The sequence below is a fragment of the Micromonospora sp. IBHARD003 genome (assembly GCF_056106285.1).
Window position 1 is genome coordinate 4,260,802 of record NZ_JBWBBX010000001.1, and the last position, 14,677, is coordinate 4,275,478.

At 67.7% G+C, this 14,677-nt stretch carries 15 protein-coding genes; 6 read left to right on the forward strand and 9 right to left on the reverse strand.

Annotation, left to right across the window (positions count from 1 at the left end; genetic code table 11):
• Nucleotides 1-88 precede the first annotated feature (88 nt).
• A complete protein-coding gene (gene trxA, locus ACTWOL_RS18930) occupies nt 89-430 on the forward strand; it encodes a thioredoxin (RefSeq protein ID WP_474297919.1) in 342 nt (113 codons plus the stop codon).
• A 96-nt stretch (nt 431-526) separates the two neighbouring features.
• On the opposite strand, the gene ACTWOL_RS18935 is transcribed toward trxA, so the two are convergent.
• The 9 genes from ACTWOL_RS18935 to rpmH all read right to left on the reverse strand — a co-directional run bounded on the left by ACTWOL_RS18935 (nt 527) and on the right by rpmH (nt 7,328).
• On the reverse strand, nt 527-1,144 hold the full coding sequence (locus ACTWOL_RS18935) for a GNAT family N-acetyltransferase (RefSeq protein ID WP_474297920.1): 618 nt from the start codon (nt 1,142-1,144) through the stop codon (nt 527-529).
• Nucleotides 1,145-1,459: 315 nt separating this feature from the next.
• Nucleotides 1,460-2,557: a ParB/RepB/Spo0J family partition protein gene (locus tag ACTWOL_RS18940; protein WP_474297921.1), complete on the reverse strand. Its 1,098-nt coding sequence runs from the start codon at nt 2,555-2,557 to the stop codon at nt 1,460-1,462.
• Nucleotides 2,554-3,696 carry a ParA family protein gene (locus ACTWOL_RS18945; protein ID WP_474297922.1) on the reverse strand — a complete coding sequence of 381 codons (1,143 nt, stop codon included), beginning with the start codon at nt 3,694-3,696 and terminating at the stop codon, nt 2,554-2,556. The genes ACTWOL_RS18940 and ACTWOL_RS18945 overlap by 4 nt, the downstream gene beginning before the upstream one ends.
• A gap of 198 nt (nt 3,697-3,894) precedes the next feature.
• Nucleotides 3,895-4,611, reverse strand: coding sequence for a 16S rRNA (guanine(527)-N(7))-methyltransferase RsmG (gene rsmG / locus ACTWOL_RS18950; protein WP_474297923.1), 717 nt, complete (start codon nt 4,609-4,611; stop codon nt 3,895-3,897).
• Between the two features lie 103 nt (nt 4,612-4,714).
• The gene (locus ACTWOL_RS18955; RefSeq protein WP_474297924.1) at nt 4,715-5,227 is read right to left on the reverse strand and encodes a Jag family protein; all 513 of its coding nucleotides are present in this window, start codon (nt 5,225-5,227) and stop codon (nt 4,715-4,717) included.
• Between the two features lie 14 nt (nt 5,228-5,241).
• Entirely contained in the window at nt 5,242-6,474 is a 1,233-nt protein-coding gene (gene yidC / locus ACTWOL_RS18960) for a membrane protein insertase YidC (protein WP_474297925.1), read from the reverse strand.
• Between the two features lie 3 nt (nt 6,475-6,477).
• Nucleotides 6,478-6,804: a membrane protein insertion efficiency factor YidD gene (yidD, locus tag ACTWOL_RS18965; protein WP_266380318.1), complete on the reverse strand. Its 327-nt coding sequence runs from the start codon at nt 6,802-6,804 to the stop codon at nt 6,478-6,480.
• The gene (gene rnpA / locus ACTWOL_RS18970; protein WP_474297926.1) at nt 6,801-7,172 is read right to left on the reverse strand and encodes a ribonuclease P protein component; all 372 of its coding nucleotides are present in this window, start codon (nt 7,170-7,172) and stop codon (nt 6,801-6,803) included. Before rnpA ends, yidD begins: the two co-directional genes overlap by 4 nt.
• Nucleotides 7,173-7,190: 18 nt before the next feature.
• Nucleotides 7,191-7,328: a 50S ribosomal protein L34 gene (rpmH, locus tag ACTWOL_RS18975; RefSeq protein WP_003956500.1), complete on the reverse strand. Its 138-nt coding sequence runs from the start codon at nt 7,326-7,328 to the stop codon at nt 7,191-7,193.
• Between the two features lie 424 nt (nt 7,329-7,752).
• On the opposite strand from rpmH, the gene dnaA reads away from it, so the two are divergent.
• The 5 genes from dnaA (at nt 7,753) to ACTWOL_RS19000 (ending at nt 14,410) form a co-directional block, all read left to right on the forward strand.
• Nucleotides 7,753-9,519, forward strand: coding sequence for a chromosomal replication initiator protein DnaA (gene dnaA / locus ACTWOL_RS18980; RefSeq protein ID WP_474297927.1), 1,767 nt, complete (start codon nt 7,753-7,755; stop codon nt 9,517-9,519).
• 965 nt (nt 9,520-10,484) lie between these two features.
• Nucleotides 10,485-11,615 (forward strand): DNA polymerase III subunit beta, encoded by a 1,131-nt coding sequence (gene dnaN, locus ACTWOL_RS18985; protein WP_474301196.1) that lies wholly within the window; start codon nt 10,485-10,487, stop codon nt 11,613-11,615.
• 133 nt (nt 11,616-11,748) lie between these two features.
• A complete protein-coding gene (gene gnd / locus ACTWOL_RS18990) occupies nt 11,749-12,627 on the forward strand; it encodes a phosphogluconate dehydrogenase (NAD(+)-dependent, decarboxylating) (protein WP_474297928.1) in 879 nt (292 codons plus the stop codon).
• 86 nt (nt 12,628-12,713) lie between these two features.
• Nucleotides 12,714-13,859, forward strand: coding sequence for a DNA replication/repair protein RecF (gene recF, locus ACTWOL_RS18995; RefSeq protein ID WP_474297929.1), 1,146 nt, complete (start codon nt 12,714-12,716; stop codon nt 13,857-13,859).
• Complete coding sequence (locus tag ACTWOL_RS19000) at nt 13,856-14,410, forward strand: DciA family protein (RefSeq protein ID WP_474297930.1); 555 nt, start codon at nt 13,856-13,858, stop codon at nt 14,408-14,410. Before recF ends, ACTWOL_RS19000 begins: the two co-directional genes overlap by 4 nt.
• Nucleotides 14,411-14,677: the final 267 nt, after the last annotated feature.

Sequence of the window (14,677 nt, forward strand, 5' to 3'; positions counted from 1 at the left end):
CGGCCTGACCTCATGGTGAGGCCCGCCCCCACCGTCCAGACGACTTCCTGTCCCACACCCCACACCCCCGCAAAGTAAGGAGGCCACCGTGGCCCTGAAGACTGTGACCGACGCCAACTTCGACGAGGAAGTCCTCAAGAGCGACAAGCCTGTGCTCGTGGACTTCTGGGCCGAGTGGTGCGGTCCGTGCCGCCAGATCGCCCCGTCGCTGGAGGCCATCGCGGCCGAGCACGGCGACAAGATCGAGATCGTCAAGCTCAACATCGACCAGAACCCGGCCACGGCAGCCAAGTACGGCGTCATGTCCATTCCGACCCTCAACGTCTACCAGAGCGGTGAGGTCGTTCAGACCATCGTCGGTGCCAAGCCGAAGTCCCTGCTTCTCCGCGAGCTGGACTCCTTCATCAACGATGAGGTCTCCCAGGCCTGACACAAGGCGTCTGTTTCACGTGAAACACGTATGGGCCGGCCCCTGAGGGCCGGCCCATACGCCTTTGTCAGCCATGTTCAGAAACCGCTCGAGGCCTTACAGCGGCCTCAGCGCCGGTTCCTTCTGAACGGCCCCCAGAAGCCGGTCCAGCGCCAGCTCCACGTCTTCCTTCCACGAGAGCGTGGTACGCAGCTCCAGCCTCAACCGCGGATGTGCGGGATGCGGACGGACGGTCTTGAAGCCCACCGCCAAGAGATGATCGGCGGGGAGCATACAAGCCGGCTCAGACCAGCGGGCATCCCCGAACGCCTCGATCGCCTTGAAGCCCCGGCGCAGGAGATCCTTGGCAACGGTCTGCACCATCACCCGCCCAAGCCCCTGCCCCTGGTACCCCGGCATGATCCAGGCGGTCATCAGCTGCACGGCGTCCGGTGAGACAGGGCTCGTGGGAAACGCCGTGGACCGCGGGACATAGGCGGGCGGCGCATAGAGCACAAACCCGACCGGCACCTCGTCCACATAGACGACGCGACCGCAGGACCCCCATTCCAGCAGAACGGCGGAGATCCAGGCTTCCTTTTCCAGCTCGGGTGTCCCGGCCTTTACTGCCGCTTCTCCGCTGACCGGATCAAGCTCCCAGAAGACACACGCTCGGCAGCGCTTGGGGAGGTCTGAAAGGTTGTCCAGGGTGAGCGGTACGAGCCGACGCCCCATGAAGGCTGCTCCTCACTTGCTTCGACTGCCGCACCAAGGGCAGCGGACAACGCACTCCGTTCCCGTAGCAGGCTGCCGATGAACCCACCGACCGCACCAATGCCCAGGCCGGCTGTCAGTAGCTGGCTACGGCTCACCGATCGCATCGCTTACCTTCCTCTGAGATGGGTCAAGGTGGATGCGCCATACCAGAACGCATCGTATCCACCCAGCGAGGACACGCCTACCGTGAGACGGCAAAGGGCGGACCGTGTTCCGCCGACTGCCGGACACGATCCGCCCTGGTGGCCCCGCGAGGCCCAGGTCTTGGAGGGCTTAGGGAGTGTCGTCCTCCCCGGACTCCTCATCAAGACGTTTGTCCATGACTCGTCCCTCACCCGGGGCAAGAGTGCCGAGAATACGATCAAGATCCTCTATCGAGGCGAACTCAACGACGATCTTGCCCTTCTTCTGACCGAGGTCCACCTTGACCCGGGTCTCGAAGCGATCCGACAAGCGCGAGGCCAGATCGGTCAGTGCCGGGGTGACGCGGGTACCTGCCCGAGGCCCCTTGGGCTTCGGAGCGCTGGAGCGCGAACCCATCAGGGTCACGATCTCCTCGACCGCGCGCACCGACAGCCCTTCCGCCACAATGCGGTGCGCCAGCCGGTCCTGCTCTTCGGAGTCCTCCACGGACAGCAGAGCCCGGGCATGGCCGGCGGACAGCACACCCGCGGCCACACGGCGCTGTACCGGAGGCGAAAGACGCAGCAGACGCAGCGTGTTGGAAACCTGCGGACGCGAGCGGCCGATCCGGTCGGCCAGTTGATCGTGGGTGCAGTTGAAGTCCTTGATCAACTGCTCGTAGGCGTGTGCCTCCTCCAGCGGGTTCAGCTGAGCCCGGTGGAGGTTTTCCAGAAGGGCGTCCAAGAGGAGCTTCTCGTCCTCCGTGGCCCTGACGATCGCGGGAATGCGCTCCCACCCCGCCTCTCGGCAGGCCCGCCAGCGGCGCTCACCCATGATGAGCTCATAGCGTTCCGGACCCAGCTGCCGGACGACCACAGGCTGAAGAAGGCCGACTTCCCTGACGGACGTGACCAGCTCGGCCAGAGCGTCCTCGTCGAAAACCTCACGCGGCTGATGCGGGTTGGGCGTGATGGCATCCAGCGGCACCTCGGCGAAGTACGCCACGGCGGACGGGACGGCCTCGGGGAAGCGGTCCGGCTCGGGCTCGGCGGTGCGCTGCTCGGGAGCCAAGGGCCCCGGGGGCAGGCCGGCCACCTTGGCGGCGGGCACTCCACGCTCTGCCGTGAGCAGGGGCGCTGCCCCCGGAGTACCCGAACCCGTCCCCTCGGAGAGTCCCGTCTTCTCCTGTGGAGCAGTCGGGATCAGCGCGTTGAGCCCACGCCCGAGCCCTCTACGTCGCTCGCTCACTGGATCCCCTCCGACAAACTTTGCTGCTGGCTGTTCTGGCTGACCACATGAGCGGCCTGGGCGTCATAGTGAATCCCGACCCCTCGCAGGGCGATCTCACGTGCCGCCTCAAGATACGACAGCGAACCACTGGAACCCGGGTCGTAGGTGAGGACCGTCTGCCCGTAGCTGGGCGCCTCCGAAATCCGCACGGACCGCGGAATGCTCGTCCGGAGCACCTCATCACCGAAGTGGCTGCGGACCTCTTCCGCCACCTGCGAGGCCAGTCGTGTCCGGCCGTCGTACATGGTGAGCAGAATCGTCGAGACATGCAATGCCGGGTTGAGATGACCTCGCACCAGGTCGACATTGCGCAGGAGCTGGCCGAGCCCCTCCAGGGCGTAGTACTCACACTGGATGGGGATGAGCACTTCCGCACCGGCGACGAGCGCATTGACGGTCAGCAGACCGAGCGACGGCGGGCAGTCGATCAGGATGTAGTCCAGGGGCTGCTCATAGGCCTGGATCGCACGCTGAAGTCGGCTCTCCCGGGCCACCAGCGACACCAGTTCAATCTCCGCACCGGCGAGATCGATGGTGGCGGGGGCGCAGAAGAGTCCTTCAATGTCCGGGACGGGCTGGACCACATCGGAGAGCGGCTTGCTCTCCACCAGCACGTCATAGATCGAGGGGACTTCGGCATGGTGATCGATGCCCAGGGCTGTGGAGGCATTGCCCTGGGGATCCAGATCAATCACCAGAACACGACCACCGTGCAGGGCAAGGGACGCGGCAAGGTTGACCGTCGTGGTCGTCTTGCCTACGCCACCCTTCTGGTTGGCGACCACCATGACGCGTGTCTGTGCAGGTCGGGGAAGACCCTCACCGGCACGGCCCAGAGCCTCCACCGCCAGTTGGGCAGCACGACCAATAGGGGTGTCGTCCATCGGCGGCGGTGTTTCACGTGAAACATCCTCCCCCGCCGACTCGGTACGGGGACCAGGGACCGGATCGGTCATCGGTCCCGCGATGTTGGCGTCGGACCGCAAGGATTCACTCTCCTCGACTTCAGGCTCGGGATGAGCAGAGCCTGCCATGCTTTCGGGGTCGTGAACCAGCGCGCTGGGTGGTTCTGTGGAGAATTCCACCTCTGTGGACAAGCCCGTAGCCCTCACGAGGGGCTTGCGGTCGCGCGGTGTAGCTGCGCGACCGCGGCTGATGATTCCCTGCAGCAGTGAGCGACGTTTCACGTGAAACACGATGCACGCGCCACAGGGTCACATCGTTACGACACTCCGAAATGCGTACGTAAGGGGATCCGAGCCGAAGTGATCGGACGGATCGACTGGGAACAAGCCTCAACGACGGCGGCGGGTACGTCCCGTCCTGGCCGCCTTGGCTCGCTTGGCGGCGAACCGCACACCACCGGGACTCTCGCCGACCTCGACGCGCACCACGGTGGAGAGCGGATCAACGACCCCTTCCCCGACGTGCACGATGGAGGTCTCCACCACACCCAGCTTGCTCAGGGCCGCCCGGGCACTATCGAGCTCTTCCTGCGCGGTGTCTCCCTTGAGAGCGAGCATCTCTCCGTAGGGACGGAGCAGAGGGACACCCCAGCTTGCAAGCCGGTCCAGAGGAGCTACCGCCCGAGCCGTGACCACATGAACCTGCGGCAGCGTCCCGAGCATTTCCTCCGCTCGGCCTCGCACCACCGTCACATGGTCCAGCCCCAGCAGTTCGACGACCTCCTGGAGGAAGTTGGTGCGCCGGAGCAACGGCTCGAGGAGCGTGATCTTGAGATCGGGACGGACCAGTGCCAGGGGAATACCGGGAAGGCCGGCCCCGGAGCCCACATCGCAGACGGTGACCCCTTCCGGTACGACCTCGGACAGCACCGCGCAGTTCAGCAGGTGCCGCTCCCACAGCCGTGGCACTTCACGCGGACCGATCAGACCGCGCTTGACCCCCGCATCCGCGAGCAGCTCCGCGTACCGGACGGCCTCGGGAAAGAACTCACCGAACACCGTCCTTGCCTCTTGGGGCGCCTGGGGAAGCTCTGATGCCTCCGTCACCGGAACCGTCCTTCCATGCCGCGCAACGGCGCTGTGGTGCTGACTACAGGCTGACAAAACTCGGCCCCGCCTGCGAACAGACGGGGCCGACAGAACAGGGTGGTCAGGCAGGGAGCACGACGACGAAGCGCTGAGGCTCTTCGCCCTCGGACTCACTGCGCAGACCGGCGGCGGCAACCGCGTCGTGCACGACCTTGCGCTCGAACGGAGTCATCGGCTTCAGCTTCACCGGCTCACCGGTGCTCTTGACCTCGTCCGCCGCCTTGGCACCGAGCTCGGCGAGCTCCGCACGCTTCTTGGCCCGGAAGCCGGCGATGTCCAGCATCAGCCTGCTGCGGTCGCCGGTCTCCCGGTGGACCGCAAGACGCGTCAGCTCCTGGAGCGCCTCCAGCACCTCGCCATCCCGGCCCACGAGCTTCTGCAGATCCCTGCCGCCCATGTCACTGATGATCGAGACCGCGGCCCGGTCCGCCTCGACGTCCATGTCGATGTCACCGTCGAGATCGGCGATGTCGAGCAGGCCCTCGAGGTAGTCGGCGGCGATCTCCCCCTCCTGCTCCAGGCGGGTCAGGGTGTCGCCACCCTCGGCGGCGGCGGAGGTGGTGCCTTCCGTCACGGATGGACTCCTTCTTACTTCTTGGACGACGGGTGCTTGGGCCGCTGCTGGCCCTTGCGCTGTCCGGACTTGGTCGGGCGGGCGGAGGCAGAAGCGGGCTTCGGAGCGGCGTCCTGCGGCTCGTCGCTCTTCTCGAGCGACGGCTTCGCCGTCGAGGCCTGCGGAGTGGCACCGCCGGAATGGCGCTGGGCCTTGGTCTGGCGCTTGGGCTGCTGACGCCGTGCGGCAGCGCCGCTCTCGGTCTCCTCGGCGACGGTGTCGCCCTTGAGCACGGTGCCGTCCGCCTGAGCGACGAAACCGGCCTTGGCCAGGCCCGTGATGAACCGGCGCTCGTTCTCATTCCGGTCCGGGCCCTTGGCCACGACGGCCTGGACGACATTGCGCTTGCGGCGGCCGCGCACCTCACCGTGGACCGTGACGCCCTTCAGCAGCCGCTGCAGGTAGTTGTCCTGGGCCTTGGAGCCCGGGGTCGGGTTCTGGTTGATCACGTACATCTGCTGACCCATGGTCCACACGTTGGTGGTCAGCCAGTAGACGAGAACACCAACCGGGAAGTTGATACCCATGACGGCGAAGATCAGCGGGAAGATGTACATCAGCATCTTCTGCTGCTGCATGTACGGCGTCTTGACCGTGAGGTCGACGTTCTTCTGCATCAGCTGGCGCTGGGTGTAGAACTGCGACGCCGACATCAGCACGATCATGATCGCGGTGACGATGCGCACATCGGTCAGCGAGGCGTGGAGCGCCGCGACCTTCTCCTCGGAGTCCGTGAACTTCGCGGCGATCGGAGCGCCGAAGATCTCGGCCTGCCGGGCGCTGTCCACCAGCGTCTGGTTGAGAACGCCGATCGTCTTGCCCGAGGCGATGTTGCTCAGCACGTGGTACAGAGCGAAGAAGAACGGCGACTGCGCCAGGATGGGCAGGCACGAGGAGAGCGGGTTGGTACCCGTCTCCTTGTACAGCTTCATCATCTCTTCGGACTGACGCTGTCGGTCGTTCTTGTAGCGCTCCTGGATCGCCTTCATCTTCGGCTGGAGCGCCTGCATGTTCCGCATCGACTTGATCTGCTTCACGAAGAGCGGGATCAGACAGATACGGATCAGCACCACCAGGGACACGATGGACAGCCCCCAGGCCCAACCCGTGTCGGGGCCGAAGACCGCCCCGTACAGCGAGTGGAACTGGACGATGATCCAGGAAACGGGTGTGGTGATAAAGCTGAAGAGACTGGCAATCGTGTCCACTAATCAGGCTCCTTGAGCATTGGGCGAGGTCTCTGCGGCCGGGCTGGTCTCAGGGGGTTGCCCGCCCTTGCCACCGCGCAGATAGTCACGCAGCAGCTCGTGCCAACGAGGTCGTTTTCTGGGAGGGACATGGTCCACGCCGCCCGGCGACCACGGGTTGCACCGCAGGATGCGCCAGGCGGTGAGGGCTGTGCCCTTCACCGCGCCATGCCGGTCTATAGCTGTGTATCCGTAGTGAGAACACGACGGGTAATACCGGCAGACGGGCCCGAGCAACGGGCTGATCGTCCACTGGTAAAGCTTGATCAGGGCCAGCAGCGGGTACTTCATCGCGCACCCCCTCCCAGCAACCGCCGAAGAGCGGCGTCCAGGTCTTGGGCCAGCTGTGCATGATCGGCGTCGCCCGCTCCGGGCAGCGCCCGTACGACCACCAGGCTACCGGGGGGCAGCTCGGCCAGTCGTTCGCGTATCAGGTGGCGCAGTCTCCGCTTCACCTGGCTGCGAATGACCGCACCACCTACTGCCTTGCTCACGACGAAACCCGCACGCGTCGGGGGAGCGCTCTCCCCAGGCGCGTGCGGGTCCGTAGCACCGCTGCGTAGATGGACGACGAGAAGCGGGCGGCCTGCCCGGCGTCCCCGCCGTACCGCGGTCGCGAAGTCCTCGCGCCGCCTCAGCCGATTCTCGGTAGGCAGCACGTCATGACCTGTACGCGGTCAGGCGGACAGACGGGCGCGACCCTTGCTGCGGCGGGACGCGAGAATCGCGCGGCCGGCACGGGTGCGCATACGCAGCCGGAAGCCGTGGGTCTTCGCGCGACGACGGTTGTTCGGCTGGAAGGTGCGCTTGCTCACTCGGGGGCTCCAGTAATGAATCGGATGGTGGCGGGGCATCGCCTGGCTGTCACCGTGCGCCCACGAGTAGCTCGCAATACGCCCGAGTGCACCGCTTCACAATCACCGATCGTGATCTATTGATCGTGATCTTTGCCCATCGGAGGCAGGCGGCAGCAGCCATCGACAACTCGACCTGGTTACGGTACGCGCGGCTACGCCATTCGGTCAAACCAGGGTCATCGCGCGGCGCGCTGTACACAGGCTGTGGACAACAACTTGAACGCACGGGTCGCCCTGACTACCGTGGCTGAACTCGAATTCCTTTCGTTCCCGCCTGCCGGGCCTGACCGACCCGTCCCGAGAACCACACATTCGTGGGACCTGTGAGAGAGCGTGCCTTGTGGCTGATGTACCTGCCGATCTTGCCGCAGTGTGGCCACGAGTGCTGGAACAACTCCTAGGAGACGGCCAGCAGACCATCGAGCCCAAGGACAAGCAGTGGGTCGAACGCTGCCAGCCGCTGGCGCTGGTAGCCGACACCGCCCTGCTCGCCGTCCCCAACGAATGGGGCAAGCGAGTCCTTGAGGGCCGGCTGGCCCCGCTGATCAGCGACACCCTCAGCCGCGAGTGCGGTCGCCCGATCCGTATCGCGATCACCGTCGACGACTCCGCCGCCGGGCCGGCCTCACCGCCGGCCCCTCCCGTACAGCAGCACCGGTATCCGGCGGCGCAGCGCGACGAGCTCAGCCCGGGCGACACCTACGAGAGCTACGGGCACCGCCCCGGGCCCTCCGGCGACGGTCTGCCGACGGCCCGCCCCGCGTACCCCGAGTACCAGCAGCGCACCGAGCCCGGCGCCTGGCCGCGCACGCAGGAGGACCTGTCCTGGCAGCAGCCGCGGCTCGGCGGTTTCCAGGAGCGCGATGCGCCGGCGGAGCAGTGGCGGGAGCCGTACGCCACGGCCCGCCCCCAGCAGCCGCATCACGACTACCGCTCGCCGGTGTCCGACCGCGGGCACTACGACCAGCCGCGCGGTGAGCGCCACGAGTTGCCCGAGCCGCCGGCCCCGCGTCATGGCGGGCCGGGCGGGCCGCAGGCCGGGGGAGTGCCCGGCGGGGGCGGTGCACCGGGTCCTCTCGGCGCCCAGCCCGCACCGGCTCCGGGCCCGGGTGAGCCGCATGCCCGGCTGAACCCCAAGTACCTCTTCGACACCTTCGTCATCGGGGCGTCCAACCGTTTCGCGCACGCGGCCGCCGTCGCGGTGGCCGAGGCGCCCGCGAAGGCGTACAACCCCCTGTTCGTCTACGGGGAGTCGGGACTCGGCAAGACCCATCTGCTCCATGCCATCGGGCACTACGCGCGGAGTCTGTATCCGGGGACCCGGGTGCGCTACGTGAGCTCGGAGGAGTTCACCAACGAGTTCATCAACTCCATCCGCGACGGCAAGGGCGACGCCTTCCGCAAGCGCTACCGCGACGTGGACATCCTGCTGGTCGACGACATCCAGTTCCTCGCGAGCAAGGAGTCGACGCAGGAGGAGTTCTTCCACACCTTCAACACGCTCCACAACGCCAACAAGCAGATCGTGCTGTCCTCGGACCGGCCGCCCAAGCAGCTGGTGACCCTGGAGGACCGGCTGCGGAACCGCTTCGAGTGGGGTCTGACCACCGATGTGCAGCCCCCCGAGCTGGAGACCCGGATCGCGATCCTCCGCAAGAAGGCGGTCCAGGAGCAGCTCAACGCCCCGCCGGAGGTACTGGAGTTCATCGCCTCGCGCATCTCACGCAACATCCGTGAGCTGGAAGGTGCGCTGATCCGGGTCACGGCCTTCGCCAGTCTCAACCGGCAGCCCGTCGACCTCGGCCTGACCGAGATCGTCCTCAAGGACCTGATCCCCGGGGGCGAGGACTCGGCCCCGGAGATCACCGCGAGCGCGATCATGGCGGCGACCGCCGACTACTTCGGGCTCACAGTGGAGGATCTCTGCGGTTCCTCGCGCAGCCGGGTACTGGTCACGGCACGCCAGATCGCGATGTACCTGTGCCGTGAGCTCACGGATCTGTCGCTGCCGAAGATCGGCGCACAGTTCGGCGGGCGGGACCACACGACGGTGATGCATGCCGACCGTAAGATCCGCGCGCTGATGGCCGAGCGGCGCTCGATCTACAACCAGGTCACCGAGCTCACCAACCGCATCAAGAACGGCTGACGGCACCAGGAACGCAGGAACACAAGAACACGGCCGACGCACGGCTTCGGGCCCTGGACGGGACCCGAAGCGGCATGCCTCCGACGCTGTGCGGGGCCGGCTGTGCACACGGCTCCGATGGGCGCCCCGGGACGGAATCCGGGGCGCCCATCGGCGTTCCGGGCCATGTCGGCGACACCCGGCCGACACCGATGCGCCATCGCGCTGTTCGAATACCCACCGGCGACGGACCGTTCTCCACAGAGATCCGGACAAGATCCCGTCCACAGCCTGGGGACTGCCGACTTGTCCAGATTGCATCCACAGGGATGGTTGCCGACACTTCATCACACCAGGTCAACTGGTTGTGGATTTGTGGTCGAGCGCGTTCCACAGCCTGTGGACGGATGAAGCGTCCACAGGGCACGATCTTGGTTGTCCCCATGCGGCCCACAGGCTGAGCCATGTTGCCCACAGCTTTTGCACACCCCTGTCCACTGTTCGGCAACGAAACGCCCGCGCTCACCGGACCGAGTGAAAGGCGTCACATCAGGGTGCCTGGTTGGGCTGTGGGGAACCTGGGTAAAGCTGGGGACAGCGCTGGGGAGAAGTCCCGGTCGCCTGTGCATCGGGTGTGCAGAACTTTCGCGCGTCCACAGATCGCCCCGGTTGTCCACCGGCGGCGCCCACAGGGCCCGTGGACAAAAAATCGGCCCTGACCTGCGTGGACGACGTTATCCACGGTTTCCACAGGCCCTACTACTACTCCCACTTAGAGTTACCGGGGAATTCGCTTCGAAGAGGGCCCTGTGCACAACTCGGCGCCGGACCTCTGGCCCCCGCTTGTCTCGACTTGACCCCGAGCCGCACCGAGTGTCGGTGCCGTGCGTCAGACTGGTCTCCGGCATCGGCCCGGCTTCCTGCCGGAGACCATGCCGACGACGAAGGCCGGCAGGGCGAGCGAGCAACAGCAGGAGGCGGTTCCGGTGAAGATCCGGGTGGAGCGCGATGTACTCGCGGAGGCGGTGGCGTGGGTGGCACGGAGCCTCCCGGCCCGTCCGCCGGCGCCCGTTCTCGCGGGCCTTCTTCTGAAGGCGGAGGACGGCGCCCTCAGCTTCTCGAGCTTCGACTACGAGGTCTCGGCGAGGGTCTCGGTCGAGGCCGAGGTCGAGGAGGACGGGACGGTCCTCGTCTCCGGCCGCCTCCTCGCCGACATCTGCCGGGCCCTCCCCAACCGCCCGGTGGAGATTTCCACAGACGGTGTACGGGCGACCGTCGTGTGCGGCTCGTCCCGCTTCACCCTCCACACCCTGCCGGTGGAGGAGTACCCGGCCCTGCCGCAGATGCCGACCGCCACCGGCACGGTCCCGGGCGAGGTCTTCGCCTCGGCCGCCGCTCAGGTCGCCATCGCCGCCGGCCGTGACGACACCCTCCCGGTGCTGACGGGCGTGCGGATCGAGATCGAGGGCGACACCGTCACCCTGGCCTCCACCGACCGCTACCGCTTCGCGGTCCGGGAGTTCCTGTGGAAGCCGGAGTCCCCCGACGCCTCCGCCGTCGCCCTGGTGCCCGCGAAGACGCTGCTGGACACCGCCAAGGCGCTGACCAGCGGTGACACGGTCACACTGGCGCTCTCCGGCTCCGGTGCCGGTGAAGGACTGATCGGCTTCGAGGGCGCCGGGCGCCGCACGACCACCCGGCTGCTCGAAGGCGACCTGCCGAAGTACCGGACGCTCTTCCCCACCGAGTTCAACTCCGTCGCGGTGATCGAGACCGCGCCGTTCGTGGAGGCCGTCAAGCGCGTCGCGCTGGTCGCCGAGCGGAACACCCCGGTACGGCTCAGCTTCGAGCAGGGCGTGCTCATCCTGGAGGCCGGCTCCAGCGACGACGCACAGGCTGTGGAGAGGGTCGACGCACAGCTGGAGGGCGATGACATCTCGATCGCCTTCAACCCGACCTTCCTGCTGGACGGTCTGAGCGCCATCGACTCCCCCGTGGCTCAGCTCTCCTTCACCACCTCCACCAAGCCCGCGCTGCTGGGCGGCAAGCCCGCCGTGGACGCGGAGGCGGACGAGTCGTACAAGTACCTGATCATGCCGGTGCGGCTGAGCGGCTGACCCGCTCGTTCGCCGCCGGGCACGCGCTGCCGGGCCCTCTCGTCCGAGCGACCGACCCCACAGGTGTGCACCCGCGTCCGGGCGTAGGCTCGGACGCGGGTACAGAACTGCACACGACCTGAAGGAATCACTGATGGAGCTCGGTCTCGTCGGCCTCGGCAAGATGGGCGGCAACATGCGCGAGCGGATACGCCGCGCAGGCCACACCGTGATCGGTTACGACCGCAATCCGGACCTCGCCGATGTCCACAGCCTCGAAGAGCTTGTGGACAAGCTCAAAGGCCCCAGGGTCGTGTGGGTCATGGTTCCCGCAGGTCACGCCACCCAGGCCACGGTCGACGAGCTGGCCGGGCTCCTGTCCCCCGGCGACGTCGTCGTGGACGGCGGCAACTCCCGCTGGACGGACGACGAGCGGCACGCGGTCGAGCTCGGCATCAAGGGCATAGGTTTCGTCGACTGCGGGGTCTCGGGCGGTGTCTGGGGCCTGGAGAACGGCTATGCGCTGATGTACGGCGGCAGCGAGGAGCATGTCGCCCGGGTGCAGCCGATCTTCGACGCGCTGAAGCCCGAGGGCGACTTCGGCTCGGTTCACGCGGGCAAGGTGGGCGCCGGCCACTTCGCGAAGATGGTCCACAACGGCATCGAGTACGCGATGATGCAGGCCTACGCCGAGGGCTGGGAGCTGCTGGAGAAGGTCGACTCGGTCACCGACGTCCGTGAGGTCTTCCGCTCCTGGCAGGAGGGCACGGTCATCCGCTCCTGGCTGCTCGACCTCGCGGTCAACGCCCTGGACGAGGACGAGCACCTGGACAAGCTGCGCGGTTATGCACAGGACTCCGGCGAGGGCCGGTGGACGGTGGAGGCCGCCATCGACCACGCGGTGCCGCTGCCCGCGATCACGGCGTCGCTGTTCGCGCGGTTCGCGTCCCGCCAGGAGGACTCGCCGCAGATGAAGATGATCGCCGCGCTGCGGAACCAGTTCGGCGGGCACGCGGTCGAGTCCAGGAAGTAATCCACAGGCGAAGCAGTCCACAGGCCGTTCGCGCCGGACTGTCGCCGAGCACGGAGCAGGTGAGCCGGGGGAGGTCGGCGTTCCATATGCACGTCACGCATCTGTCGCTGGCCGACTTCCGCTCGTACGCCCGGGTCGAGGTCCCGCTCGACCCGGGCGTCACGGCATTCGTCGGGGCGAACGGCCAGGGCAAGACCAATCTGGTCGAGGCCGTCGGCTATCTCGCCACCCTCGGCAGCCACCGGGTCTCCTCCGACGCACCGCTCGTGCGGATGGGGGCCGACCGCGCGATCATCCGCGCCGCCGTCACCCAGGGCGAGCGGTCGCAGCTGGTCGAGCTGGAGCTCAATCCCGGCAGGGCGAACCGTGCGCGCATCAACCGATCGTCCCAGGTCAGGCCACGTGATGTGCTCGGGATCGTACGGACGGTGCTCTTCGCGCCGGAAGACCTGGCTCTGGTGAAGGGCGACCCCGGGGAGCGGCGGCGCTTCCTGGACGAGCTGATCACGGCACGCGCCCCGCGGATGGCCGGAGTGCGCTCCGACTACGAGCGGGTGCTCAAGCAGCGCAACACCCTGCTGAAGTCCGCGGCGATGGCGCGCCGGCACGGCGGGCGGCCGGGCTCCGGGGGCCGGTCAGGGGGCGCGGATCTGTCCACACTCGATGTGTGGGACCAGCATCTGGCCCGGGCCGGTGCCGAGCTGCTGGCACAGCGGCTGGAACTGATCGCGACGCTCCAGCCCCTCGCCGACAAGGCCTACGAGCAGCTCGCCCCGGGAGGCGGACCGATCGCCCTGGAGTACCGGGGCTCGGCGGGCACCGGTGCACACGGCCGCGAGGAGCTGTACGCGCAGCTGATCGCCGCGCTCGCCGAGGTGCGCAAGCAGGAGATCGAGCGGGGCGTCACGCTCGTCGGGCCGCACCGTGACGAGCTGCTGCTCAAGCTGGGCGAGCTGCCGGCGAAGGGGTACGCGAGCCATGGGGAGTCCTGGTCGTACGCGCTGGCGCTGCGGCTGGCCTCGTACGACCTGCTGCGGGCCGAGGGGAACGAGCCGGTGCTGGTCCTCGACGACGTCTTCGCGGAGCTGGACGCGCGGCGGCGCGAGCGGCTGGCCGAGCTGGTCGCACCGGGAGAGCAGGTCCTGGTGACGGCGGCGGTGGAGGAGGACGTTCCCGCGGTGCTCGCGGGGGCGCGCTACGCGGTCGCGGACGGGACGGTCGAGCGCGTATGAGCGGCGGCGAGACCCCCGCGGGACCGCGGGACCCGAAGGTGCCCGAGCCGTCCGGTGTGGATCTGGCCCGGGTGGCGCTGCGGGCGGCCAAGGAGCAGGCCCGGGCGCGCGGCGCAGCCGCACAGGAGAAGCGGCAGGCAAGACGAGGCGGCGGGCTGCGGTCCGGAGCGCGGTCGGACGGCCGGGATCCGCTGCCGCTGGGTGCGGCCATCAGCCGGCTGATCACCGAGCGGGGCTGGGAGACGCCCGCCGCGGTGGGCGGGGTGATGGGGCGCTGGCCCCAGATCGTCGGTGAGGACCTCGCCAAGCACTGCGTCCCCCTGCGCTACGACGACGATCCGGACGAGCGGGTGCTGACCGTGCAGTGCGACTCGACCGCGTGGGCCACACAGTTGCGGCTGCTGGCGCCGCGGCTGGTGGCCCGGCTGAACGAGGACCTGGGGCATGGGACGGTTCGGATGATCAAGGTCCTTGGACCGGGTGGGCCCTCGCGCCGGTACGGTCCGCTGCGCGCTCCGGGCAGTACGGGGCCGGGTGACACCTACGGCTGATGCCGGGGGCCGGTCCTCCGGGACGGCTTTCGCGGCACTGGCTTCCGGCCGTTAGGGCAGGTCCCGGGTGTGCCCCGCAGCGGCCGTCCGCCCCTGCTCAGCCCCGGTTGGACGGCCCAGAACGACGGGTTCCGCGCGCTCTTGGACACAGCCGAAACCCGCGTGGCTCGTGAGGCGTCCCTCACCGTAGCCGGAGGTTGACAGGCCGAAGCGCTCAATGCCCGTGTGAGCCTCTTGAAGCCCCTTCCCGGATATGGGGAGTCGGTC